Here is a 22,665-nt window from a genome sequence, read left to right as displayed (position 1 = left end):
TGCAATTACAGTTATATTGCATAGTCAGCGCGTGCGTTTTCAGTCGTGCTCTGAGGGTATCACTATAATGCTGGGTTCGTTCTCTCTCAAAGCAAAGCTCATTGCTTGCTTCTCCATCATGCTCGCGCTCGTCTGTGGTCTTGCCGCGCTGGCCTATGTCCAGATGGAGACGATCAACCGGGCGGCCACCGAACTGCGCACGCAGCGGTTCCCCGCGACGCAGGCGCTGGGAAACGTCCAGACCGCGACGCTGCGCATCCGGATCAACGGCGGCCGGTTCCTGTCGGCCAAGACGCCCCAGCAGAAGGCCGATGCCCTCAGCTCCCTCCAGCAGCGGCAGACCGAGCTGCGGGCCGCGCAGGCGCGCTATGTCGGCCTCGTCGAGTCGCCCGCCGCACGCGATCTGTTCCAGACCTTCGAGCGCCAGTGGGCCGCCTATCTCGAGCAGCAGGCCGAGGGCTTCGCCCAGGCCGAGCGCGGCGCGGCCGCCGCCGCGCAGGAGCACTTCAACACGGTGATGTCGGACGCGATCCGGGGCATCACGGCGACGCTGAACCGGCTGGCGGAGATCGAGGTCGCCGCCGCGGCCGCGAGTGGCGCCGAGGCGCAGGCCGCCCACGAGCGGGCCCGCCAGCAGATGGTGGGCTTCCTCGCCTTCGCCGCGATCCTGGCCGCCGCCGCGGTGGCGATGCTGGTCCTGACGATCAGCCGCCCGCTCGAGCGCATGACGGCGGCCATGCGCCGGCTCGCGGCCGGCGACACCGGGATCGCGGTTCCCGCCATCGGCCGGCGCGACGAGGTCGGCGCGATGGCGGAGGCGGTCCAGGTCTTCAAGGAGAACATGATCCAGGCCCGGCGGCTGGAGGAGGAGACCGTGCAGGCACGGGCCTCGGCCGAGGCGCAGCGCAAGGCCGGCATGCGCCAGATGGCCGACGCCTTCGAGCAGGCGGTCGGCGGCATCGTCGGCACGGTGTCGGCCTCCGCCGCCGAATTGCAGGCGACCGCGCAGACCATGACGGCGACGGCCTCGCAGACGGCCTCGCAATCGACCGCCGTGGCCGCCGCGGCCGAGGAGGCGGCCACCAACGTCAACACCGTGGCGGCGGCCGCCGAGGAACTCGGCGTCTCCGTGCAGGAGATCGGACGGCAGGTCCTGGGCTCGTCGGACCTCGCGCAGCGGGCCGTCGGCGAGGCGGATCAGACCGCCCGCCTGGTCCAGGACCTCAACGGGGCGGTGAGCCGGATCGGCGACGTGGTCGGCCTGATCTCGAACATCGCGAGCCAGACCAACCTGCTGGCGCTCAACGCCACGATCGAGGCGGCCCGCGCGGGCGAGGCCGGACGGGGCTTTGCCGTCGTCGCCAGCGAGGTGAAGGAACTGGCGAGCCAGACGGCGCGGGCCACCGGCGAGATCTCCGACCAGATCGCCCAGATCCAGGGCGCGACCGGCGAGGCGGTGGGCGCGATCGGCTCGATCATGGCCCGGGTCCGCGAGATCAACGGGGTGGCGGCCACGATCGCGGCGGCCGTGGAGGAGCAGGGTGCGGCGACCCAGGAGATCGTGCGCAACGTGGCCCAGGCCTCGACGGGCACCTCCGAGGTGACGGGCAACATCGCGGGCGTGGCGCGGGCCTCCGAGGAGACCGGCGCGGCGGCCTCCCAGGTGCTGGCCTCCGCCTCCGAGCTGTCGCGCCAGTCCGAGCATCTCGGCACCGAGGTGCAGCGCTTCCTGGCGGGCGTGCGCGCCGCCTGAGCAAGGCGGGCGACGACGAGGGCCGCCGCCGGGGCGGCCCTTTTGCCTGAGGGCGGCGTCCTACGCTCGGGGTCCGAGCGTCCCGGCCGGTCTACCGGGCCAGCCGATCCCAGAGCGCGTCGGCGGCCTGGTTGCGGCATGCGAGGGAGCGGAACAGCCTGATCTCGATCGGGATGTCGAACGCGTCCGGACCCGCGCGCACGAGGCTGCCGCGGGCCCGGTCCTCGGCCGCCACGGTCTGCGGCAGCCAGGCGATGCCGTGCCCGTCGCGCGCCATCGTCATCAGCGTCGCCGCCAGGTGCGAGGTCAGGCCCGTCGCCATGTGGGTGCGCGCTCCCTCCCCGCAGGCGGCGAGGATGCGCCCGAGCCCGGAGGCCTGGCTGTAGGCGAGGTGGGGGACCGGCGCCGCCGGCGTTCCCGGCAGCGACCACATCGGCCGGCCGGCCGCGTCGGGCGCGCAGAGCGGCACGAGCACGTCGTCCCCCACGCGCAGACTCGGGAAGCGGTCCGCCTCGAAGCGCGTCGGCGCCTCCGGATGGACGTGGCAGAGCAGGAAATGCACCTCGTCGGCGAGCAGGATGGCCTCGCAGGCCTCCATGCTGTCCGAGACGAGGTTGAGCGCGCCGAGCGCCTGAAGCTGCATCAGGCCGCGGATCCAGTGCGGGAAGAAAGTGAAGGAGAGGGCGTGCGTCGCCGCCAGCGACAAGGTCACCGTCTCCCGGTCGCCGACCGCCCGGGCCCCGCGGCGGGCGCGCTCCAGGCCGCGCGCCAACGCGTCGGCGGCCGGCCGGAAATGCGCGCCGGCCGCCGTCAGGGCGGCGCCCTGCGCCCCGCGCCGGAACAGGGGCGTGCCGACCCAGTCCTCCAGGGCGCGGATGCGGCGGCTGAATGCCGGCTGGGACACGTTCCGGGCCTCGGCCGACCGGGAGAACGTCTTCAGCTCCGCCAGGGCGAGGAAGTCCTTGAGCCAGTCGAGATCCATGCCGATGCCGTTTGCGCATAGCGTGAGCCGAACATGGCATTGGCCGGACCCGCCGGTCCAGACCTAGGGTGTCGGCAAGATCCCGCGAGAGGGGCCCTGCGCCTCGGCGGTCGGGCCCGATCGCCGAAGAGGGACGAAGCCGTGAGGGCCGCGCCGGCGCGGTGTCCGAGCCTTCGGCGCCGTCGTTCGGGGCGGCCCGGTCCCGTCCCATCCGCTCGAACCCACCCGACACGCCCGAGGAGAGCCACGATGCGCATCGTCGACGTCCGCGAGGTCACCAAGCCGATCGCGTCCCCCATCCGCAACGCCTATATCGACTTCTCGAAGATGACCGCGAGCCTCGTCGCCGTCGTCACCGACGTGGAGCGCGACGGCCGCCGCGTGGTCGGCTACGGCTTCAACTCGAACGGCCGCTACGGCCAGGGCGGCCTGATCCGCGAGCGCTTCGCGAACCGCATCCTGGAGGCCGATCCCCGGCGCGTCCTCGACGCGACCGGCGACAACCTCGACCCGCACAAGCTGTGGGACGTGATGATGGCCAACGAGAAGCCCGGCGGCCACGGCGAGCGCTCGGTGGCCGTCGGCACCCTCGACATGGCGATCTGGGACGCGACCGCCAAGATCGCCGGCAAGCCGCTGTTCCGGATGCTCGCCGAGCGCAGCGGACGCGAGGCCGACCCGCGCGTCTTCGTCTACGCGGCCGGCGGCTACTACTATCCGGGCAAGGACGACACCCAGCTGCGCGCCGAGATGCGCGGCTATCTCGATCGCGGCTACAACGTCGTGAAGATGAAGATCGGCGGCGCGCCGATCGCGGAGGACCAGCGCCGCATCGAGGCGGTGCTGACGGAGATCGGCGCCCGGGCGCAGCTCGCGGTGGACGCGAACGGCCGCTTCAGCCTGGAACAGGGCATCGCCTACGCCAAGATGCTGCGGCAATACCCGCTGTTCTGGTACGAGGAGGTCGGCGACCCGCTCGACTACGCGCTGCAGGCGGCCCTGTCCGAGTTCTATCCCGGCCCGATGGCGACCGGCGAGAACCTGTTCTCGCACCAGGACGCACGCAACCTCCTGCGCTACGGCGGCATGCGCCCGGACCGGGACTGGCTGCAATTCGACTGCGCCCTCTCCTACGGCCTGGTCGAGTACCTGCGCACCCTCGACGTGCTGCACCAGTTCGGCTGGTCGCCCAAGCGCTGCATCCCGCACGGTGGCCACCAGATGTCGCTCAACATCGCGGCCGGCCTCGGTCTGGGCGGCAACGAGAGCTACCCGGACCTGTTCCAGCCCTATGGCGGCTTCCCGGACGGGGTGCGGGTCGAGGACGGCCACATCGTCATGCCCGAACTGCCCGGCATCGGCTTCGAGGGCAAGTCGGACCTGATCGAGGTCATGCGCGAACTGGCCGAGTGAACCGGCCGCGTGAAGCGATCGCGGCCGGGCGGAACACGGGGGTTGCGGCGCGGGCTCGACCCTGCGCTGAAGAGGGCCGAGCCAACGGCACGAAAGGACACCCTCGCCCATGAAGGTCCGCTGCGATCACGTCCACCTGCGCAGCCGCGACGCCGTCGCCGCGGCACGGTTCTACGTCGCTCTCTTCGAGGCCCGCGAGATCCGCCGTGACGGCGATCCCAGCGTCAGCCGCGTGACGATCGAGCTCGGCGGCCTCACCGTCTTCATCGAGCAGGCGCCCGAGGGCACGACGCCCGCCTCGGCTCAGCCCCATCTGGGCATCGAGCATATCGGTCTGGCCGTCGAGGATATCGAGCAGGCCTATGCCCACGTCCAGCGACACGGGGTCGAGATCATCTCCGGCATCAACGAGGTGAATCCCAGCCTGCGCACGATTTTCATCAAGGGGCCGGACGGCGCCATCATCGAGTTGCTGCAGCGGTCGGCGCGATCCCCGGGCTGAAACCCGGCCGGTCGGGCATCCTGACGGGCCACGGCGTGTGGCAGGCGACGATCGGCCCGAACCGGACGCGCCCTGCCGCATTGACATCGATCCGCGGTCCTGACCGGCTGCCCCTCGCATCCCGACAGGCCAGCCCCAGCATCATGCCCGTCCGCTTCGACACCTCCGCCGCTCTGCATCCCCGCGCGTTCGGCTCGGCCCACGACCCCGTCTTGCAGGGCGTCGCGGATGGTTTGGCCGCGCTGTTTCTGCCGGTCCACACGCCTCGGCAGTCCGAGACCGAGACGCGGAGCGAGGCGAGGAACGAGACCGACACCGAGGCGGCGGCCTGAAGCGTTCGGGATGTCGCAGACCCTCGTCCCGGATCGCACCTGCGGCTCCTGCACCGTCTGCTGCCAGGCTCTGGAGGTGCAGGCCCTCGCCAAGCCGGCCGGCGTCCTGTGCGCGCACAGCACCGGCGCGTCCTGCGGCATCTACCGCGATCGCCCGCGGGCCTGCGCCCAATGGTACTGCCTGTGGCGCAAGATCGGGGCGCTTCCGGACGAACTGAGGCCCGACCGATCGGGCGTGATGCTCTCCCTCGAGACCGACCCGGCCGCCGACGATCCCTTTCTTCGCGCCCGCATCGTGTGCCGGGCGGTGTACGGCCCTGACGATCTCGATCGGTGGGAGGCCGTCGAGGCCGTCGCCATGTTCACCCGCGAAGGCTCGCTGCCGGTGTGGACCGCCATCGGCCCGACGGCCTGCCTGGTCTACCCGCAGGAGGTACATGCGGACCCTCTCCGGAGCGCCATCACGGGCGTGGCAACGCAGGCGCTGCGAGACCCGTCCCACGAGCAGGAAATTGCAGCTTGGCGGCGCAGGCTCGGCTACGAGCACGATTGGGCGAATTGTTCAGGAGACGGCGAGCCCCCGGATCGGTTAAAGCGCATCACCATCAACGGAGGTACATCCATGGCAACAGGTACGGTGAAGTGGTTCAACGGAACCAAGGGCTTCGGCTTCATCCAGCCCGACGACGGCGGTCAGGACGTGTTCGTGCACATCTCGGCGGTCGAGAAGGCCGGCCTTCGCGACCTCGCGGAAGGGCAGAAAATCTCCTACGAGGTGGTGGTCGACCAGCGCCGCGGCAAAGCCTCCGCAGAGAACCTGAAGGCCAGCTGAGAGTGCCTCACGAAACGCCCGGTCACCGACGCCTCTCGCTCCGGCGACGGAAGCGCGGCGGGAGTTTTGTGAGAGACACGAAAGCGCATTCCGACGAACGGGAAACCGCTTCGTCGAAACAGGCGCGTCGCAGCCAGGATCGAGAGCCGCCGACCTGATGCGATCAGGTCGGCGTCTCCGGGAGAGCGCTCGTTCCGGCGGCTGACGAAGCCGCCGGGACCCGCACACGACGGACGATCCCACTGCATCATCCTGTGCCTTGGGCAGCGGAACAGAGGCCCACCATGGCAGGATCGAATCCGACCGGTCGCTCGGCGACCATGTCGATGGCCGACTTCAACGAGCGTGCGAAGCGCGCGGCGGCCAACATGCCGACGATCGAGAAGCCGCCCACGAAGCGACGCAACGCACCGCGGCCGGGCAAGCCGCCGCTCGCGGCCAAGCCGGACGGCGCAAGCGAGGACGCATAGGCGTCCGCTCGCGCTCGAAGCGGGGGCGGCGGAGCCGCGCCAGGGTGAGGCCGGGCTCGATCACGAACCGGGATCGGCGCAGCCTCGGCAGCCTTCATCGTCATCGGTCGGCACCGCCCACGGACGGCGCTCCGTGACGGGGGGGCGGCCCCGTGCGGGCCGTGCATCTGCCGGTGTCTCGGCCAGTCTCGCTGTTCGCCTCGATACCAACCTTTGTCGTCGAGCGAGGCACGGACTTTGACGTCAGGGTGCCGGCCGGAGAACTCGCCATGAAGCGTCCCCGCACCACCGGCCATCTTGCCGCCCCACCCGCCGCCCCCTCGCCTGCGCGTACCGCCCCTCCCCTGCAGCCTGAACAGGGCGCGGCGGTCGATGCGGCCGTGACGGCGCTCCTCTCGCTCGTCGCGGCCGTCGAGACGCAGCCCGCGGGCCCGGCCACCAAGGCATACCGGGCCGCGATCCGTCGGAAGGGCGAGGAAGCGGTCGCCGCAGGCGGAAGCGAGGTTCTGGAGGCGGTGCTGCGCCGGGTCTGCGACGCGACGCCCGACCGCGCCGAGCGCCGCGGGCGGATTCTGGCCGAGGCCTGGGCGGGTCTGATCGAGGCGAAGCCGTGACCGGACGCGACCGCGCTGGCTCTTCCGCCGCGGCCGTGACGCGCGCAGGCGGCTCCATCCTCCGCAGCTCTTGCGCACGCATGCCTTGCCTCAAGACGCTCATCAGACAGGAATGCCGACCATCGTGACCCAAGCACCCCCGAAAGCGCCCACGGCGGATCGGCTCGCGGACGAGGCCTCTCGACACGACGCGACGCAGCTCGCCCGGGAGGTGGCCCGGCACTGCGCTGCGTTCCGCGAGCCGATCCTCCGTCTGGCCCTTCGGCAAGTCGCCGACACGCTGCTGCCGTATCTGATCCTCTGCGCCCTGATGCTCGGCATGGCGGCGAACGGCTACGCGCTTCTCGCCCTGCCGCTCGCCGTGCCGGCGGGCGGGCTTCTGGTCAGGCTCTTCATCATCCAGCACGATTGCGGGCACGGCTCGTTCCTGCCCTCACGCCGCGGCAACGACTGGCTCGGCCACGCCCTGAGCCTTCTGACGGTGACGCCGTACGACAGCTGGAAGCGGGCGCACGCCCTGCATCATGCCTCCACCGGGGATCTCAGCCGCCGCGGCACCGGGGATATCCATACCTTGACCGTGCGCGAGTACCTCGCCCTGCCGCGTCGGAGCCGGCTCCGCTATCGCCTCTACCGCAACCCGCTGATCCTGATCCTGCTCGGTTCGCCGATCAATTTCCTCGTCCTGCAGCGCTTTCCCAACGGCGTGGGACTGCCTTGGCGAACGGCTTGGCGCAGCGTGCTCGCGCTCGATGCCGTCCTTCTCGTCGTCCTGGCGGCACTCGCGTACGCGACCGGAGGCCTCGGGCCGGTGCTCTGGGTGTTCCTGCCGGTGATCAGCGTCGCCGCCTGGATCGGGGGCTGGCTGTTCTACGTCCAGCACCAGTACGAGGAGACGATCTGGGAGGAGGCCGAGGCCTGGGACTTCCACCGCGCCGCGCTCGGCGGCAGCTCGTACTACGTCCTGCCGCGCGTCCTGCAATGGTTCACCGGCAATGTCGGGCTGCACCACGTCCACCATCTGAACAGCCGCATCCCGAATTACCGCCTGCAGGAATGCCTGGACGGTCACGCGATCCTGGGCCGAGTGGGCCGCTTGACGCTGCGCGAGAGCCTGGGCTGCTTGAAGCTGGCGCTCTGGGACGAAGAGGCGCGCAAGATGGTCGGATTCGCGCGCCTGCGGAGGCTTCAGGCGGCGTGAAGCCGCCCTGCCGCCAGCCTACTTCGAAGCGCCCGCCGGGCAGCTCTCGGGGTGCGGCGGGAAGGCGAAGGCCACCGCCTCGTTGAGCGCCTCCGGCAGCACGCTCATATGGGTGCGGCCGGGGATCAGCCGGAAGGCGCTCGTCACGCCGGGATGGCGGCCGAGCCGTTCCGCCATGGCGCGCGCCCGCTCGACCGTGCCCGCCTCCCGCAGGCGGGCGAGGCGCTGCTCGCGGTCGGGCAGCGCCTGCTGGAACGGCGCCAGCTCCGCCTCGTAGGCGCCGGCCAGGAGCAGCACCCGGGCGCAGACCGGCGATCCCCTCTCGAAGGCGTCGATACTGGGCAGCAGCGACTCGTTCTCCCAGAAGATGCTCGGGCTGGCGGCGATCCAGTGCGAGAACGCCTCCGGCGCGCGGGCGAGCGCGTAGAGGACGAACAGGCCGCCGAAGGAATGCCCGAACAGGGCCTGCCGCGAGCGGTCGAGCGGGCAGCGCCGCGCGACCTCACTGCGCAGGTCCCCCGTCACGAAGTCGAGGAAGGCCGCCGCCCCGCCGGTCCGCAATTCCGGGCCGCCCGGTTTGAAGGGCGGGTAGGTCCGGCCCGGCGGCGGGGTGTAGTCCCAGGAGCGGGCCACGCCGTCATAGGCCTCCTGCGACGGGGATCCGACCGCGACGACGACGAAGCGTGAGCCGACGCCGCTGCCGGCCGGATAGGCGGCCTGCACCCGCTCGATGTCGATGGCCGTCCCGGCCAGGGCGTTGCCGTCGAGCAGGGTGAGGCAGGGCCAGCCGGCCGCGGGCGCCTCGCCGGGCGGGACGAAGACCGTGATGCGCCGGGGCGCGCGGCCCTCGCCGGCGCCGAGGTCGAACCGGACCGCCCCGGGGAGCACGGCGGGTCCATCCGCATCCGCCGCCGCCCGGACGGGGACACGAAGCGGAAGCCCGATCCCGGCCGACAACCCCAGGGAGAGCCCCATCGAGAGCCGGAGCATCGCGCGTCGCGAGGGGCGCGTCATCGGGCGGCGTTCCTTGCGGCCGGCGGCCGAGTGCGGCGGTGGAGCATGGGGCGGCGTTCTCCTGGCGATCCGGCAGGTCGACTGTGTGCGATCGAGGGTTGCATGAACTGTTGAAGTATAATCGTCTTCTCAGGGGCGGAAAAATCCTTGCGGCAAGAAATATACAGAAAAGATTCATGCACATCGATTTATAGTAATTCAAAACTGAGAGGCTTTTCGAGCAGATTGGCTTGTCTTTCACGCCAATAGCCTTCAAAGCCGTTCAAGGCCAAGCTTGAAACCCCCGTCCGCACCATGCTCCTGCCCCGCCGCCGTCTCGCCGGCCTGCTTCTCGCCTCCACGGCGCTGTCGTCGGCCCTGCCCCTCGCCTCCCCTGCCCTGGCGCAGCAGGCCAGCGTCGAGCTGAGCGAGCTGTCGGTCGAGGGCAGCCGGAGCGGGACCGGCCTCGGCGGGGCGGGCGGCAACGTCGCCGTCTCCCAGGACAGCGCGGCCACGAGCGGCGGGGGCGGCGGACCGAGCGGGGTGACGGGCTACACCGCCCGCGTCAGCCCGACCGCGACCAAGACCAACACGCCGCTGCTCGAGACGCCGCAATCGGTCACGGTGCTCACCCGCGAGGCGCTCAACGACCGCAACGTCCAGACCCTCAACGAGGCCATCGGCTACGTGGCCGGCGTCTCCTCGAACGTCTTCGGCTTCGATCCGCGCTTCGATTCCTTCTACGTGCGCGGCTTCAGCCTGACCTATGACGGCATCTTCCGCGACGGCCTGCGCCAGATCGCGTCGGGCCTGACCGTGCCGCGCATCGAGCCCTACGGCATCGAGTCGGCCACGATCCTGCGCGGGCCGGCGTCCGGGCTCTACGGCCTCGGCTCGCCCGGCGGCATCCTCGACGTCACCACCAAGCGGCCGGTCTTCACGCGCTTCGGCGAGGTGCAGCTGCAGGTCGGCAACTTCGACCGCTACCAGGGCAATTTCGACATCGGCGGCCCGGTCGAGGGCACGGACGGGACGCTGGCCTACCGTATCACCGGCATCAAGCGGCAATCCGACACCTTCCTGCCGGGCGGCGCCGACGACCGCAGCTACATCGCGCCGGCCTTCACCTGGAAGCCGTCGGCCGACACGACCTTCACGTTCTTGAGCGAGTACCAGGAGAACAAACTTCCGGGCAGCACGACGTTCTTCAACCAGAACTTCCGGCCGACCCGGCTCTACGCGAGCGATCCCGCCTTCAACGACTTCAAGCAGCAGCAGGGCCGGATCGGCTACGCCTTCGAGCACCGCTTCGACGGGGATCTGTTCTTCCGCCAGAACTTCCGCTTCTACGATGTCGCGACCGACTACCGCTACACCTCGATCACCGGCCTCAACCCGGACGGCGTGACCGCGAGCCGCTCGACCGGCTTCTCGCGCCAGCATCTCACCCAGTTCACCCTCGACAACCAGATCGAGGCGCATCTCGCGACGGGGCCGGTCCAGCACACGCTGCTGGCCGGGCTCGACTACGCGCATTACGACTTCAACTACCGCTTCGGCTTCGGCACGGCGCCCGATCTCAACCTCGTCACCCGCAATTACGGCCTCCAGCCGATCTTCGCCGCGCCGCTCGGGCCGCGCACCGCGCAGAGCCAGGATCAGGTCGGGCTCTACCTGCAGGAGCAGACCAAGTTCGACCGCTTCGTGCTGACCCTGAGCGGCCGATACGACTGGGTGTTCCAGAACACGGTCGACACGACGGGCGCCGCGACGCAGCAGAACGACCAGGCCTTCACCGGCCGCGTCGGCCTCAACTACCTGCTGGCGCCGGGCCTCGTCCCCTATGCCAGCTACGCGACCACCTTCGCGCCGCAGCCGGGCACCGACGCCACGGGCCGTGCCTTCCGGCCGGCGACGGGCGATCAGATCGAGGCGGGCGTCAAGGTTCTGATCCCGGGCACGAACATCCAGGCGGGATTTGCCGGCTTCGACATCGTGCAGAGCTCCGTGCTGCGCACCGACCCGAACAACATCGCCTTCCAGATCGCGACCGGCTCCGTCCAGTCGCGCGGCTTCGAGATGGAGGCGATCGCCAACCTCGCCCCCGGCACCAACCTGACGCTGGCCTACACGCATCTCGACCTGCGCTACCTCAGCCAGACCTCGTTCGCGGGGCAGGTGCTGGACGGCAACTACCTCTCCGGCATCCCGGGAGACACCTTCACCGGCTTCCTGACCTACCTGTTCCCGCCGAGTTCGGCCCTGAGCGGCCTGACGCTCGGCGGCGGCCTCCGCTTCAGCGCCAACAGCTACGCCAACGACGAGAACACGGTCCGCAACCCGACCGTGACCCTGTTCGATGCGCTGGTGGCCTACGATTTCGCGGCGATCGATCCGAAGTACAAAGGCTTTCGCGCCCAGGTGAACGCCAACAACATCTTCGACCGCGACTACTTCACCTGTCAGGCCGGCTTCTGCTACCGCGGCGCCCCCGCGACGGTGATCGGCAGCCTGATCTACCGCTGGTGACGGGGACGGGCGGCGCGCCTTCGGCGTGAGCGGGCGGCACCGCGCGCCCGAACCGTGGGGACGGTGCGCGGTTACCCCGTGAGCCGGCGCCCTGTTTTTCCTATGAACGGTGGCTCGTCCCGGGGATCGCGCGATCCTCGCCCCCTCTCCCCTCGCCCGGAGAAAGCCGCCCGATGGCGCGTCATCCCTGGACCGTCGCCGACATCCCCTCGCAGGCGGGCCGCCGCGCCCTCGTCACGGGGGCGAGCGCCGGGCTCGGGCTGGCGACGGCCCGGGCGCTCGCCGGGGCCGGCGCGGCGGTGGTGCTGGCGGTGCGCGATGCCGAGAGAGGCGCGCGCGCGGTCGAGGCCATCGCCCGCGCGCATCCCGGCGCCGACCTCTCGGTGCGCCTGATCGACACCGCCTCGCTCGCCTCCGTGCGCGCCTTCGCCGAGGGCTGGGACCCGGGGACGCCGATCGACCGGCTGGTCCTCAACGCCGGCATCGCCGCGGTGCCGCGCCGCGAGGAGAGCGTGGACGGCTTCGAGCGCCAGCTCGCCACGAACTATCTCGGCCACTTCGCCCTCACCGGGCTGCTGCTGCCGGTCCTGAGCCCCTCGGCGCGGATCGTCGCGGTGGCGAGCCTCGCCCATCGCAGCGGCGCGATCCGCTTCGACGACCCGCACTGGCGCGACGGCTACGCGGCGCAGCCCGCCTATCGGCAGAGCAAGCTCGCGCTTCTGATGTTCGCCCTCGAACTCGACCGGCGCCTGAAGGCGGCGGGATCGGGCGTCGCCGCGCTGGCCGCCCATCCGGGGCTCGCCATCACCGAGGTGTTCCGCCGGGGCGACCGGGCCGGGGCGTTCCAGCAGGGCGCGGGCCGGGCCATCTTCTCGCTCATTGGCCAGTCCGCGGCGCAAGGCGCCCTGCCGATCCTCTACGCCGCGACCGCCCCGGACGCCTCGGGCGGCGGCTATTACGGGCCCGACGGCTTCTGGGAGGCCCGCGGATACCCCAAGCCCGCCGCGATCGCCGCCCAAGCCCTCGACCGGGCGGCGGCCGGGCGCCTCTGGACGCTCTCGGAAACGCTCACGGGCGTGCGCATCCCGTTGTGAGAGGGCCGGCCCGCCGGGTGGCTCGCACCTGGAGCGATGGCGGCTCTTCGGGTCGAAACCCGATCGCTTCGGCCGTGCCGGTGGCCGCTTCCGGCCCTCGGCGAGGGTAGATCGAATGCCTGCTCGGAGTGGAAGGCAGTCGTTCGTAAGCACTTGGATTATTTACGCTTGCCCATCTAAGCTGGGCCGGCCAAATGTCCATCGACTCAGGATCCCGCATGGATATCCAAGACATCTTTGACAAGAAAATTAGGGAGCTTCCTTCCGGGCCTTATGTAGAAGGCTTGAGAGCGGTTAAGTCACACATTGATGCGGCGGTCCGCCATTTTGCAAGGGGGCAGAGCGACCCAGACGAGACACTCTTTACTGACGTAATATTTCGCTGCAATCAAGCTTTCGAAGGGAGTATCAAGGAGGCATATAGAGTATTGGCTGAGAAAGACCCACAGAAAGTTAGGCCGTACGAAATCGAGCAATTCTTGGCATCGAACAATCTGCTTAGAAAAAAGGTTCTGGATCAGTTTACAAATTACCGCCAGGAGTGGCGAAATCCAGCCGCGCACGATTACACTTTGGACTTTGATGAAGATGAAGCGCTGATTGCAATAGTGTCGGTCACAGTGTTTGCGATTGTTTTGACCGATCAGATTGATGGAAAAATTGCTTTCAAGGCTGCTGCTGCTGCTCCGCCGTCACAGTGGCTATCGCCAGCAGAAAAAGATGCTCCGCTTCTTAGCCTTGTAACGAACAAGATCCGTGAATTTGCGCATAATCACGTCGACAGTGTCGGCCCTACGCACTCCCCAGCACATGACTATTACCGGCTTGAAGGCGCACTCGCTGGCTATCTCGCATCAGAATTATCTAGCCTTCCAGATGTCTCGGTCGAGCAAAACAAGAAATTTGCAAGCAGCGAGGCCGATGTGGTCGTCCGCCGAGGACAAGAGAGGCTTGTGGTTGAGTTGAAAAGAACTTCTGCAATGTCGCATATTAAATCTGTGGCTCAACGGGCCGTGACTCAGGTTGCTTTGTATCTTCATGAGCCAGATGTGGTCGGTGCCGTTGTGTTGATTTATTCAGCGGCGGGCGGGGAATATGGGGTAACACCCGCGCCGGGCGCACTTTCTGACGTCGTTCGAATCGTCTCGCCGCGATTGGATTCAGGGGCCACTTAGGGTCGAAACCGGTGCCCGCGCCGATGACGCGGCGTCAGAGCGTCAATTCGCGCTCCAGCAGGTTCGTCGCTCGGTCGAGGACGCGCGGCCAGAGCCCGTCTGCCAGTGTGCAGAATTCGGCGAGGAAGAGGAGCGCGCGGATTTCGGCAAGCTTCACGTAGTGCGGCAAGACCCGCCGCTCTGCCCGCGAGAGCGGGCGTTCCCTGTCGTAGCCGCTCAGAAGCGCAGCGACGAGCGCCCCCGTCCGTGACGGATCGCCGAGCGCGAAATGCCAGGCCGCGGTCCCGAGATCGAGCAGGTAGGGGCCGTAGCCGCAATCGTCGAAGTCGAAGAAGCCCACCGCGCCCTCCCGGACCACAGCGTTGGCCAGCCGGGCGTCTCCGTGGCAGTGTCCTGACGGCAAACCGTGCGCCGCAGGCTCGCCGAGCAGCGCCGCCCGGCATCGGTCGACAGCGCGCCGCGCGGCCTCGCTGCCGGGAATGCGCGTCAGCGACCCGGCGGCGCGCGTGCACAGCGCCTCCGGGTCGAGACGACGCGCACCGCCGCCGTCGATCCCGGCGAGAGCGTGGTGCAGCTTCGCCAGCGCCGAACCGAACAGCGCCACGTCCTCAGGGTCGTTCGTGATCGGCCGGCCCTCGAGCGCCTGGAACAGGCAGGCCGTGCGGCTCACGCCGCCGAACGGGACTTGCACGCAATCCGCCCCGTCGACGGTGCGGATCGGTCGCGCCACGTCGATGCCTGGGGTTGGCCGGGCATCGCGCAGCAGGCGCAGCTCGAACGCGATCTCGGCGGGGGATCGACCGACGGGCCGATAGAGACGCAAGTAGGAGACGTCGTCGCCCGCAGTCAGACGGTAGGTCCGGTTGACGCCGGGGACGACCAGCTCGCAGCCGGCGAACGCGCGCCCGTAGCACCGGGAGAGGTCGTGCAGGTCGATGTCGCTCACCCCGGCGGCTTATCACGTGCGGCTCGGTTCGGGCAGCACCGCTTGCTTCCGCCATGGGTCGTGTCCCGGATCGAAGGGGCAATCTGAGAGGCCGATGCTTCGGCCATCTCCTCGACGGCGAACGGGCGGGATCGCGTGACGTCTGGCGCAAGACCGTCACCCCGCCGCGCATCGTCGGGGGCCAAGCCTGCTCCCGCGCCGCAATGCGCCGGGCGCGCCCGCCCTCGTGCCGCAGGCTCCTCAAATCTCCGCGCGAATTTTAATCCCGGATGCGGGGTGCGTCTCGGCACGGCGCTTCGGAAAGACAGGGACTATATTGAAATCACCGAAGACAGACCGGCTCAGCCGAGCCCCCAGTGAGACTTACGGAGATGACCCGCATGACGAAGACTCGTATCGCCGCCGCCCTCGCCGCCCTGATGATGGGTGTGGCCGCGCCCGCCACCTCGGCTCTGGCTTTCCCCTACGATGGACCCCGCGGCCACTACACCGGCTTTGCTCCCTACGAAGTCGAGTCCACCGGTTCGATCGGCTTCTACGGCAGCCGTAACCCGGGCTCCTGCCCGATGAGCTCGGCCGCCGAGGGCAATGCCAACCAGCAGAATTTCCCGGTCAAGCAGTACGGCCAGACCTCCGGCGGCAACCGCTGCTGAGCGGGAGCGGAGCAGAGACCATGGTTTTGAAACTCTTCTCCTACGGCATGATCGGCGTGTTCGCGGCGGGCCTCGGCCTGACCGCCTGGAGTTCGGCGGGCCTGCTGATGGGCCTCTGACCCGGCCCGGAGCGCGAGACGAGGACGATGCGGGACCGCCTTCGGGCGGTCCTTTTTCGTGGGCGCTCCTGCATCGCGCACGATGCGATCGATCGCTCTCAGTCCCGCCCCAGCTTCCGTTCCAGGAAGTCGCGCATCAGCCGCGCGATCGCGGTCGCGTGCGTCTCCAGCGCGAAATGCCCGGTCTCGAGGAAGTGGATCTCGGCCTCGGGCAGATCGCGCCGGTATGCCTCGGCGCCGGGCGGAAGGAAGAAGGGATCGTTCCGCCCCCAGACCGCGAGAAGCGGCGGCTGGTGCTTGCGGAAATAGGCCTGGAATTCCGGATAGAGCGCGACGTTCGTGCGGTAGCTCAGGATCAGGTCGAGCTGGATCTCCTCGGCCTCGGGCCGGCGCATGAAGTGCATGTCCAGCGTCAGGCCGTCGGGCGACACGCGGCCCGCCGGTGCGCCGTGCTCGTACTGGAGATGGATGGCTGCATCGGTCAGCGCGGCGCGGCAAGCCTCACGGTTGGCCGGACTGGGATCCCGCCAATAGGCCTGCCACGGCTCCCATTCCTTGCTGAAACCCTCGACGTAGGCGTTGCCGTTCTGCGAGATGATGGCGCTGACCCGCTCGGGATGGCGCATCGCGAGCCGAAGGCCGGTCGGCGCTCCGTAATCGAAGATGTAGAGAGCGTAGCGCGCCAGCCCCATCGCATCGACGAAGCCCTCGATCACCTCCGCGAGACGCTCGAAGCTGTACGCGAACCTGCCGCGCCCGGGGGCCACGGTGTTGCCGAAGCCCGGAAGGTCGGGAGCGATCACGCGGTAGCGGTCCGCCAAGAGGGGGATCAGGTCGCGGAACATGTGCGATGAGGTCGGGAAGCCGTGCAGAAGGAGCAGCACCGGCGCATCGGGCGAGCCCGCCTCCCGGTAGAACACACCGACGTCGCCGACCTGCCGGGTGCCGTAGCTGACCGTCATGGAACTGGTCTCCTGTGAGGAATGAGGGTGTGGAGCGCGTCGAGGCGCGGCGGCCCGCACGGGCCATGGGGTGAGCGGCATCGCGGCCGTTCCCAGCCCGAACGCCGCGAGGAGCGTTCGTCGCGTCGCGTCGTGCCGGGTTGCCGCCATGGTCACGCTCCTGCGCGTCGTTGCCGAGGCCGAAGCTAGCGCCTTGCGCGGTCTGCAATAAGATCGAAGAGCTGGAAGCTAAGATTTCAGGTTCTGAAACGATGGATCGGCTCGATGCCATGGCCGTGTTCGTGGCCGTCGTTGAGACAGGCTCGCTCGCCGCAGCCGGGCGCAAGCTCGGCCACTCACCGGCGACGGTCACCCGGGCGGTGGCGATGCTGGAGGAGCGCTTGGGCGAACGTCTGCTGCATCGCTCGACCCGTGCCTTGCGGCTGACGGAGCGGGGCGAGCATCAGGTGGCCGTCTACCGCAGCGTTCTGGCCGAACTCGCCGAGGCGGAGGGCGGCGATGCGCCCGACGCCCGGATCACGGGCCGGATCACCCTGACCGCGCCGGAACTGTTCGGTCGAGCCATCCTGATGCCGGTCGTCGAGACGTTCCTCGACGAGCATCCCGGCGTCAGCGTGCGCGTGCTCCTGCTGAACCGTGTGGTGAGCCTCGTCGAGGAGGGCGTGGACGTCGCGGTTCGGCTGGCGCCGCTGCCCGCATCGGGCCTGATCGCCGCCAAGCTCGGCGAGATGCGCCGGCTGCTCTGCGCCGCACCGAGCTATCTCGCGCGGTCGACCATGCCGCGCACGCCGGACGCGCTTCACCACCATTGCTGCATCGGCACCGAAGAGGGCACCGAGCGCGAGTTGTGGCCTTTCATCGACCGTACGGCGGGTCGCGACCGGCCGCTCTCGACGGCCATACGGCCTCGAATCGCCCTCAACAGTGCGGGCGCGGCGATCGACGCGGCGCTGCGTGGCAAGGGCATCTGCCGCGTCATGGCCTATCAGGTCATTGCGTACATCGAGGCCGGTCGCCTCGTGCCGCTCCTTCGCGACTTCGAACCGGGGCCGGTTCCGATTCACCTGATCTTCCATCCGATACCGCGGCGGAACGCGGCCCTGCGCGCGTTCGTGGATCACGCGACGCCGAAACTCAGAGCGGCCGTCGCGGAGGTCACCGCGAGCGCGGCACGCTCCGTCGGGGCCTGATTCAACCGCCGCTTCGGGCCGAGCCGTCCGTGCCCGGTTGCCACCCCGTTCGGAGCTTCGGCGGCGGCCGGTCGAATCTCTCGTATCGTCTCCGGTTGATCGCCTCGGCCTTCGCCCCTCTCCGTCATCGCGAGGCGGAGCCGAAGCGACCCAGAGCGCGACCTCTTCGGAGAGTGCGGAGCCCCCGATTGCTTTCGCCGAGCCTCGCAAGGACGAGGGAAGAGACCGGAGCGATCAAACGGAAACGGTATCGCGAGCCGCTCTCGAAACAGGCGCCGGTCGGATGCGGGAGACCGTCACTTTCTCAGCGGCACGCCCTTCGTCGTGAAACTCGGTCCGCCGCCCGGGCGGTAGACGGGGCGCGGCTGGCCTCGCCCCTTGCCCGCGCCGGAGCCTGTTCCCGGCGGCTGCGAGAACGGCACGAGCTGGTCGGGTCGTGGGCCGATGAGATCGGTGCGGCCCATCTCCCGCAGCGCCTCGCGCAGCAGGGGCCAGTTCTCGGGGTCGTGGTAGCGCAAGAACGCCTTGTGCAGCCTGCGCTGCCGCATTCCCTTGATCGCCTCGACCGGCTCGCTGCCGCCGCGCCGGACACCTTTCAGCGTATTGACCTCGGTGTGGTACATCGCCGTGGCGGTCGCCATGGGCGAGGGCAGGAAGGTCTGCACCTGATCGGCGCGGTAATCGTTCTTTTTGAGCCAGAGGGCGAGGTTCAGCATGTCCTCGTCGGTCGTGCCCGGATGCGCCGCGATGAAGTACGGGATCAGGTAGTATTTCTTGCCGGCCTTCTGGGCGGCGGCGTCGAACATCTCCTTGAAGCGGTCGTAGGTGCCGATCCCCGGCTTCATCATCAGGTCGAGGGGGCCGCGCTCGGTGTGCTCGGGCGCGATCTTCAGGCGGCCGCCGACGTGATGGGTCACGAGCTCCTCGACGTATTCGGGGCTTCGGACCGCGAGGTCGTAGCGCACGCCCGACGCCACCATCACCTTCTTGACGCCCTTCACCTCGCGGACCTTGCGATAGAGCCGGATCAGGTCGTCGTGGGAGGTGTTGAGATTCGGGCAGATGTCCGGAAAGACGCAGGACGGCAGCCGGCACGCCGCCTCGATCTTCGGGTCCTTGCAGGCCATCCGGTACATGTTGGCGGTCGGGCCGCCGACATCCGAGATCACGCCGGTGAAGCCCGGCGTCTTGTCGCGGATCCGCTCGATCTCGCGCAGGATCGAGCCCTCCGAGCGGTTCTGGATGACCCGGCCCTCGTGCTCGGTGATCGAGCAGAAGGTGCAACCGCCGAAGCAGCCGCGCATGATCGTCACCGAGAACTTGATCATGTCCCAGGCGGGGATCTTGGCGTCGCCGTAGGAGGGATGCGGCGCGCGGGCGTAGGGCAGGTCGTAGACCGCGTCCATCTCGTCGCTGGAGAGCGGGATCGGCGGCGGGTTCAGCCACAGGTCGCGGTCGCCGTGGCGCTGGACGAGCGGGCGCGCATTGCCGGGGTTGGCCTCCCGGTGCAGCACCCGCGAGGCGCGGGCATAGGCCTCCTTGTCGTCCTTGACCTCGTCGTAGGCCGGCAGCCGGATCACCGTCTCGCCGGGCCGGCGGGCGGCGGCCTCGTCCGTCGAGTCGAGATCGTCGGCGGGCAGCTCGGTGTAGTGCTCGGGCACGCGGCGGAACAGGGCGACGCCCCGGACCGCGTCGAGCGCGTGCGGCGCCTCGCCGGCGGCGAGGCGGTTGGCCACCTCGACCACGGCGCGCTCGGCATTGCCGTAGAGGAGCAGGTCGGCCTTGGCGTCCGCCAGGATCGAGCGGCGCACCTTGTCGGACCAGTAATCGTAATGCGCGATCCGCCGCAGCGACGCCTCGATGCCGCCGAGCACGATCGGCACGTCCTTGAAGGCCTCGCGGCAGCGCTGCGTGTAGACGATCGTCGAGCGGTCAGGCCGCTTCCCGCCTTCCCCGCCGGCCGTGTAGGCGTCGTCGTGGCGCAGGCGACGGTCCGCGGTGTAGCGGTTCACCATCGAATCGAGATTGCCGCCGGTCACCCCGAAGAACAGGGTCGGCCTGCCCAGGGCCTTGAACGGCTCCGCCGACTGCCAATCGGGCTGCGCGATGATGCCGACCCGGAACCCCTGCGCTTCGAGCAACCGGCCGATGATGGCCATGCCGAAGCTCGGATGATCCACGTAGGCGTCGCCCGTCACCAGCACGATGTCGCAGGCGTCCCAGCCGAGGGCGGTCATCTCGGCGCGGCTCATCGGCAGGAACGGCGCCGCCGTTCCGGGAGGCGGCTTGCAGGCCAGAGGTGCGCTGCTCAAGGGAGCCGGGGGGCGTTCGGCGGAAGCTCGGAGTTCCATGGGGTCAGTGCATAGGCCGCCCAGCGCGCGAGCTCAACGGATGGCAAGGGGCTGCGACCGTCACGAAGCGGCCGCCCCCTTCCTCCAACGCTCGTCCGAGGCGGAATTCGGGTCGAGAAGGCGACTTTGCGTCGTGCGCTCATCTCGGCCGTAAGGCGGCGCTTGCCGGATCGCCCAAGAGGACATCGGCGAAGAGGACATTGGTGCAGGCTCGATCATCGGTCCCCATCGCGCCAAGAACCGGCCTCGAGCCAAGAGGCGCTGAACCGCCGCTCCCGCCCCCTCTCGGACTTTCGGAGCATCCGCGTCCGGGTGCCCCCTTCGAAGGCTCAGCCGCGCCTCACGAAGCCGCCAATCGTGCAATCTGCGATGACAGCGGCAGTGATGATGCGGGTTTGCCGACCGTGGTGCCGGTATTGGATCGGATCACGCCTATCGGCACTGCTCATCGAGCATTCTCGCGATGTCGAGACCTCCGAACGACATGCCGGGCTTGAACGGCGGGCCAGGAGAGATACGAACACGACCGCTTTCGCTGAAGAGTTCGAGCGGTTGCTTCACGCTCCACGATCCGTCCGTGTTGTGCGTGAACCGTGAGCAGTCCAACTCTGTTTGGCCCGTCGGCTGCTGCGCATGGGCCGAACCCGTGACGAGCGCCCATGCGGACAGGCTCAACAGAGCAGATCGCGACAGCATGAACGGCTCCTCAGCGCAGCGCATTCCGCAAGGTTAGGAGGTTCACCTCCTGAATGCCAGCCGGGGGCTCCTACGCTCGCCTGCGCCTTAGATCCGCTTCCCAGGCGTTGCGGACTCGTCAGATTTCCGAATTTTCGCAGTCGGGAGGAATCAGTACGCCCCCTCATCGGGAATGTTCAGCAGGGTGCCGCAGGCCTTACAGTGCACGGCGTCCGGCTCGTGCCGCTGCAAGCCGCAGGCATCGCAGGGAAAGCGGACCTTGTAGGGGCGGAACACCACCTGGGCGAGGCGGAAGAACAGCGTCACGCCGCAGATCATGACGAAGACCGAGATCAGCCGTCCCGTCGTCCCCGGCAGGGTGATGTCGCCGTAGCCGGTGGTCGTCAGTGAGGTGACGGTGAAGTAGAGCGCATCGACCGGCGTCTGGATCGCCGGGTTGCTGCCGTGCTGGCTCGCGAAGACGATGCCGGTCATCGTGAACACGAACACGACGAGGTTCGTGGCGGCGAGGATCGCCTCCTCGTTGCGGCGAAACAGGGCGCTGTCGGCCCGCAGCCGCTCCAGCAGGTGGTAGGTGCGCAGCAGGCGCAGCGTCCGCAGGATGCGCAGGAAGCCGACGCCCTCCACGAGCACAGGCGCCAGGAAGGAGGCGATCGCCACCACGTCGGTCCACGTGCTCAGGCGCAGGAACTCGCGGCCGCGGCGACGGCTGATGTGCAGGCGGGCGGCGAAGTCGGCCAGCACGCACAGGCCCAGCACCACGTCGCAGGCGATGATCCACGACACGAGCGGCAGGAACGAGGTCACGATCACGAAGGCGATCGTGGCGATGTCGAACACCAGCAGCGCGTAGCGGAAGCGCCGCGCCCGGTCCGTGTCCCCCTCGTAGAGTTCGCGCAGGGTGGCGGTCAGGTCGCGCATCGGGCCGCGTGGTCAGGAATTGCGCATCGGCAGGCTCACCGCCGCGATACCATCGGCGTCGCCGGCAAGCCAGGACGACGAGCGGATGATGCCACAGGCGCGGGTTCCCTGCTGCTGGCGGCCCGACCAGCGCAGACACCTACCGGTCCAATCACCGGACCGCGCACCCGGGCAGCGCCATCGCATCGATCGTTGTGCCCTGCAACCGGCGTCCTCGATCTCACGGCCGTCGCACCGCAGAGGTCCGCTTGCCCCCGGATGCGGGCCTCGCGAGCCCAGCGAAAGCGCCGGGTTCAGCCGGTTACGACGATCGCGCGCGTCGGCGGGGAATGCGCAAAGAAAAAGGGCCGCCCGCAGGCGACCCCATCGTTGGTTTTGGTGCCGTCGCTTACCAGCCGTAGCCGTAGCCGCCGTAGACGGGCGCATAGCCATAGGCGGGCGCATAACCGTAGCCGCCGTAGTAGCCCACCGGACGGCCATAGCCGTACCCGCCGTAGCCGTAGGAGTTGGCAGCGATCGCACCAGCCGCGAGACCAGCGATGCCGAGACCGATCGCTGCGCCCGGGCCGATGCCCCGGCGGTAGCCATAGCCACGATATCCGTAGCCGCCGTAGCCGCGACGGAAGCCGACGCCGCGATACCCACCGAAGCCGCCGCGGTAGCCGTAGCCGCCATGATAGCCGCCGTAGCCGCCGCGCCATCCAGCTTCCGCCGGTGTCACGGAAGCAGCCATGGTGCCGAGGCCGAGCATCGTGGCGGCGGTGAGAACGAGATGACCCTTACGCATGAAGTTCCCTTCGCAATTGCGATACTCCCATCCAACGGGAGGCAGACCGAGACAGTTCCGGCACCCTAACCTCGCCCGGTTGTCGCACCGGCTCTCGACAGAGCTCCTGGAAGCCGCAGCCTTCTCTTCCCTCGTCCTTGCGAGGCTCAA

The 22,665-nt window shown here is 68.9% G+C and carries 21 protein-coding genes; 13 read left to right on the top strand and 8 right to left on the bottom strand.

The genetic code is table 11. The features are described 5' to 3' along the window. The first annotated feature begins 67 nt into the window (after window positions 1-67). Window positions 68-1,753 carry a methyl-accepting chemotaxis protein gene (locus ACPCJR_RS05610; RefSeq protein WP_391511572.1) on the top strand — a complete coding sequence of 562 codons (1,686 nt, stop codon included), beginning with the start codon at window positions 68-70 and terminating at the stop codon, window positions 1,751-1,753. 91 nt (window positions 1,754-1,844) lie between these two features. Here the strand turns inward: ACPCJR_RS05610 and ACPCJR_RS05605 are convergent, their stop codons facing one another. Next, window positions 1,845-2,735, bottom strand: coding sequence for a LysR family transcriptional regulator (locus ACPCJR_RS05605; protein ID WP_391511573.1), 891 nt, complete (start codon window positions 2,733-2,735; stop codon window positions 1,845-1,847). Window positions 2,736-2,984: 249 nt separating this feature from the next. Here ACPCJR_RS05605 and ACPCJR_RS05600 point away from each other — a divergent pair, with 249 nt between their 5' ends. The 7 genes from ACPCJR_RS05600 (at window position 2,985) to ACPCJR_RS05570 (ending at window position 8,099) form a co-directional block, all read left to right on the top strand. Continuing rightward, window positions 2,985-4,148: a mandelate racemase/muconate lactonizing enzyme family protein gene (locus tag ACPCJR_RS05600; protein WP_391511574.1), complete on the top strand. Its 1,164-nt coding sequence runs from the start codon at window positions 2,985-2,987 to the stop codon at window positions 4,146-4,148. 109 nt (window positions 4,149-4,257) lie between these two features. Next, entirely contained in the window at window positions 4,258-4,650 is a 393-nt protein-coding gene (locus ACPCJR_RS05595; RefSeq protein WP_391511575.1) for a VOC family protein, read from the top strand. A 143-nt stretch (window positions 4,651-4,793) separates the two neighbouring features. Continuing rightward, window positions 4,794-4,982, top strand: coding sequence for a hypothetical protein (locus ACPCJR_RS05590; protein ID WP_391511576.1), 189 nt, complete (start codon window positions 4,794-4,796; stop codon window positions 4,980-4,982). 622 nt (window positions 4,983-5,604) lie between these two features. Beyond that, the gene (locus ACPCJR_RS05585; protein WP_110352022.1) at window positions 5,605-5,814 is read left to right on the top strand and encodes a cold-shock protein; all 210 of its coding nucleotides are present in this window, start codon (window positions 5,605-5,607) and stop codon (window positions 5,812-5,814) included. Between the two features lie 326 nt (window positions 5,815-6,140). Next, the gene (locus ACPCJR_RS05580; RefSeq protein WP_391511577.1) at window positions 6,141-6,284 is read left to right on the top strand and encodes a hypothetical protein; all 144 of its coding nucleotides are present in this window, start codon (window positions 6,141-6,143) and stop codon (window positions 6,282-6,284) included. 269 nt (window positions 6,285-6,553) lie between these two features. Beyond that, entirely contained in the window at window positions 6,554-6,898 is a 345-nt protein-coding gene (locus ACPCJR_RS05575) for a hypothetical protein (protein WP_391511578.1), read from the top strand. A gap of 124 nt (window positions 6,899-7,022) precedes the next feature. Next, window positions 7,023-8,099 carry a fatty acid desaturase gene (locus ACPCJR_RS05570; RefSeq protein WP_391511579.1) on the top strand — a complete coding sequence of 359 codons (1,077 nt, stop codon included), beginning with the start codon at window positions 7,023-7,025 and terminating at the stop codon, window positions 8,097-8,099. Between the two features lie 18 nt (window positions 8,100-8,117). On the opposite strand, the gene ACPCJR_RS05565 is transcribed toward ACPCJR_RS05570, so the two are convergent. Further along, on the bottom strand, window positions 8,118-9,113 hold the full coding sequence (locus ACPCJR_RS05565; RefSeq protein ID WP_391511580.1) for an alpha/beta hydrolase: 996 nt from the start codon (window positions 9,111-9,113) through the stop codon (window positions 8,118-8,120). 294 nt (window positions 9,114-9,407) lie between these two features. Here ACPCJR_RS05565 and ACPCJR_RS05560 point away from each other — a divergent pair, with 294 nt between their 5' ends. The 3 genes from ACPCJR_RS05560 (at window position 9,408) to ACPCJR_RS05550 (ending at window position 13,890) form a co-directional block, all read left to right on the top strand. After that, a complete protein-coding gene (locus ACPCJR_RS05560) occupies window positions 9,408-11,621 on the top strand; it encodes a TonB-dependent siderophore receptor (RefSeq protein WP_391511581.1) in 2,214 nt (737 codons plus the stop codon). Window positions 11,622-11,794: 173 nt separating this feature from the next. Beyond that, window positions 11,795-12,715 carry an oxidoreductase gene (locus tag ACPCJR_RS05555; protein WP_391511582.1) on the top strand — a complete coding sequence of 307 codons (921 nt, stop codon included), beginning with the start codon at window positions 11,795-11,797 and terminating at the stop codon, window positions 12,713-12,715. Window positions 12,716-12,933: 218 nt separating this feature from the next. Next, window positions 12,934-13,890 carry a hypothetical protein gene (locus tag ACPCJR_RS05550; protein ID WP_391511583.1) on the top strand — a complete coding sequence of 319 codons (957 nt, stop codon included), beginning with the start codon at window positions 12,934-12,936 and terminating at the stop codon, window positions 13,888-13,890. Between the two features lie 34 nt (window positions 13,891-13,924). Here ACPCJR_RS05550 and ACPCJR_RS05545 read toward each other — a convergent pair whose 3' ends face one another. Further along, on the bottom strand, window positions 13,925-14,836 hold the full coding sequence (locus ACPCJR_RS05545) for a phosphotransferase enzyme family protein (RefSeq protein WP_391511584.1): 912 nt from the start codon (window positions 14,834-14,836) through the stop codon (window positions 13,925-13,927). A gap of 380 nt (window positions 14,837-15,216) precedes the next feature. Between ACPCJR_RS05545 and ACPCJR_RS05540 the strand changes: the two genes are divergently transcribed. After that, entirely contained in the window at window positions 15,217-15,489 is a 273-nt protein-coding gene (locus tag ACPCJR_RS05540) for a hypothetical protein (protein ID WP_391511585.1), read from the top strand. Between the two features lie 217 nt (window positions 15,490-15,706). On the opposite strand, the gene ACPCJR_RS05535 is transcribed toward ACPCJR_RS05540, so the two are convergent. Beyond that, complete coding sequence (locus ACPCJR_RS05535; RefSeq protein ID WP_391511586.1) at window positions 15,707-16,570, bottom strand: alpha/beta fold hydrolase; 864 nt, start codon at window positions 16,568-16,570, stop codon at window positions 15,707-15,709. 251 nt (window positions 16,571-16,821) lie between these two features. Here ACPCJR_RS05535 and ACPCJR_RS05530 point away from each other — a divergent pair, with 251 nt between their 5' ends. Next, window positions 16,822-17,760, top strand: a complete 939-nt coding sequence (locus tag ACPCJR_RS05530; RefSeq protein ID WP_391511587.1) for a LysR family transcriptional regulator — start codon at window positions 16,822-16,824, stop codon at window positions 17,758-17,760. A gap of 296 nt (window positions 17,761-18,056) precedes the next feature. On the opposite strand, the gene ACPCJR_RS05525 is transcribed toward ACPCJR_RS05530, so the two are convergent. The 4 genes from ACPCJR_RS05525 to ACPCJR_RS05510 form a co-directional block, all read right to left on the bottom strand. Then, window positions 18,057-20,111: a YgiQ family radical SAM protein gene (locus ACPCJR_RS05525; RefSeq protein ID WP_391511588.1), complete on the bottom strand. Its 2,055-nt coding sequence runs from the start codon at window positions 20,109-20,111 to the stop codon at window positions 18,057-18,059. A gap of 432 nt (window positions 20,112-20,543) precedes the next feature. Further along, window positions 20,544-20,807 carry a hypothetical protein gene (locus tag ACPCJR_RS05520; protein ID WP_391511589.1) on the bottom strand — a complete coding sequence of 88 codons (264 nt, stop codon included), beginning with the start codon at window positions 20,805-20,807 and terminating at the stop codon, window positions 20,544-20,546. 150 nt (window positions 20,808-20,957) lie between these two features. After that, window positions 20,958-21,728, bottom strand: coding sequence for a potassium channel family protein (locus tag ACPCJR_RS05515; protein ID WP_391511590.1), 771 nt, complete (start codon window positions 21,726-21,728; stop codon window positions 20,958-20,960). 388 nt (window positions 21,729-22,116) lie between these two features. Continuing rightward, entirely contained in the window at window positions 22,117-22,515 is a 399-nt protein-coding gene (locus ACPCJR_RS05510) for a hypothetical protein (protein ID WP_391511591.1), read from the bottom strand. Window positions 22,516-22,665 lie beyond the last annotated feature (150 nt).

Source organism: Methylobacterium sp. NPDC097929 (assembly GCF_049543375.1).
Lineage (GTDB): Bacteria > Pseudomonadota > Alphaproteobacteria > Rhizobiales > Beijerinckiaceae > Methylobacterium.
Note: the sequence above shows the minus strand (reverse complement) of the source record. Positions and strands in the feature narration are given on the sequence as shown.

What these genes read in the sequence shown, in the direction of transcription:
- ACPCJR_RS05610 (WP_391511572.1), top strand. Translation starts at nt 68, where the DNA reads ATGCTGGGTTCGTTCTCTCTCAAAGCAAAGCTCATTGCTTGCTTCTCC.
- ACPCJR_RS05605 (WP_391511573.1), bottom strand. Translation starts at nt 2,735, where the DNA reads ATGGATCTCGACTGGCTCAAGGACTTCCTCGCCCTGGCGGAGCTGAAG.
- ACPCJR_RS05600 (WP_391511574.1), top strand. Translation starts at nt 2,985, where the DNA reads ATGCGCATCGTCGACGTCCGCGAGGTCACCAAGCCGATCGCGTCCCCC.
- ACPCJR_RS05595 (WP_391511575.1), top strand. Translation starts at nt 4,258, where the DNA reads ATGAAGGTCCGCTGCGATCACGTCCACCTGCGCAGCCGCGACGCCGTC.
- ACPCJR_RS05590 (WP_391511576.1), top strand. Translation starts at nt 4,794, where the DNA reads ATGCCCGTCCGCTTCGACACCTCCGCCGCTCTGCATCCCCGCGCGTTC.
- ACPCJR_RS05585 (WP_110352022.1), top strand. Translation starts at nt 5,605, where the DNA reads ATGGCAACAGGTACGGTGAAGTGGTTCAACGGAACCAAGGGCTTCGGC.
- ACPCJR_RS05580 (WP_391511577.1), top strand. Translation starts at nt 6,141, where the DNA reads ATGGCCGACTTCAACGAGCGTGCGAAGCGCGCGGCGGCCAACATGCCG.
- ACPCJR_RS05575 (WP_391511578.1), top strand. Translation starts at nt 6,554, where the DNA reads ATGAAGCGTCCCCGCACCACCGGCCATCTTGCCGCCCCACCCGCCGCC.
- ACPCJR_RS05565 (WP_391511580.1), bottom strand. Translation starts at nt 9,113, where the DNA reads ATGACGCGCCCCTCGCGACGCGCGATGCTCCGGCTCTCGATGGGGCTC.
- ACPCJR_RS05560 (WP_391511581.1), top strand. Translation starts at nt 9,408, where the DNA reads ATGCTCCTGCCCCGCCGCCGTCTCGCCGGCCTGCTTCTCGCCTCCACG.
- ACPCJR_RS05555 (WP_391511582.1), top strand. Translation starts at nt 11,795, where the DNA reads ATGGCGCGTCATCCCTGGACCGTCGCCGACATCCCCTCGCAGGCGGGC.
- ACPCJR_RS05550 (WP_391511583.1), top strand. Translation starts at nt 12,934, where the DNA reads ATGGATATCCAAGACATCTTTGACAAGAAAATTAGGGAGCTTCCTTCC.
- ACPCJR_RS05540 (WP_391511585.1), top strand. Translation starts at nt 15,217, where the DNA reads ATGACGAAGACTCGTATCGCCGCCGCCCTCGCCGCCCTGATGATGGGT.
- ACPCJR_RS05535 (WP_391511586.1), bottom strand. Translation starts at nt 16,570, where the DNA reads ATGACGGTCAGCTACGGCACCCGGCAGGTCGGCGACGTCGGTGTGTTC.
- ACPCJR_RS05530 (WP_391511587.1), top strand. Translation starts at nt 16,822, where the DNA reads ATGGATCGGCTCGATGCCATGGCCGTGTTCGTGGCCGTCGTTGAGACA.
- ACPCJR_RS05525 (WP_391511588.1), bottom strand. Translation starts at nt 20,111, where the DNA reads ATGGAACTCCGAGCTTCCGCCGAACGCCCCCCGGCTCCCTTGAGCAGC.
- ACPCJR_RS05520 (WP_391511589.1), bottom strand. Translation starts at nt 20,807, where the DNA reads ATGCTGTCGCGATCTGCTCTGTTGAGCCTGTCCGCATGGGCGCTCGTC.
- ACPCJR_RS05515 (WP_391511590.1), bottom strand. Translation starts at nt 21,728, where the DNA reads ATGCGCGACCTGACCGCCACCCTGCGCGAACTCTACGAGGGGGACACG.
- ACPCJR_RS05510 (WP_391511591.1), bottom strand. Translation starts at nt 22,515, where the DNA reads ATGCGTAAGGGTCATCTCGTTCTCACCGCCGCCACGATGCTCGGCCTC.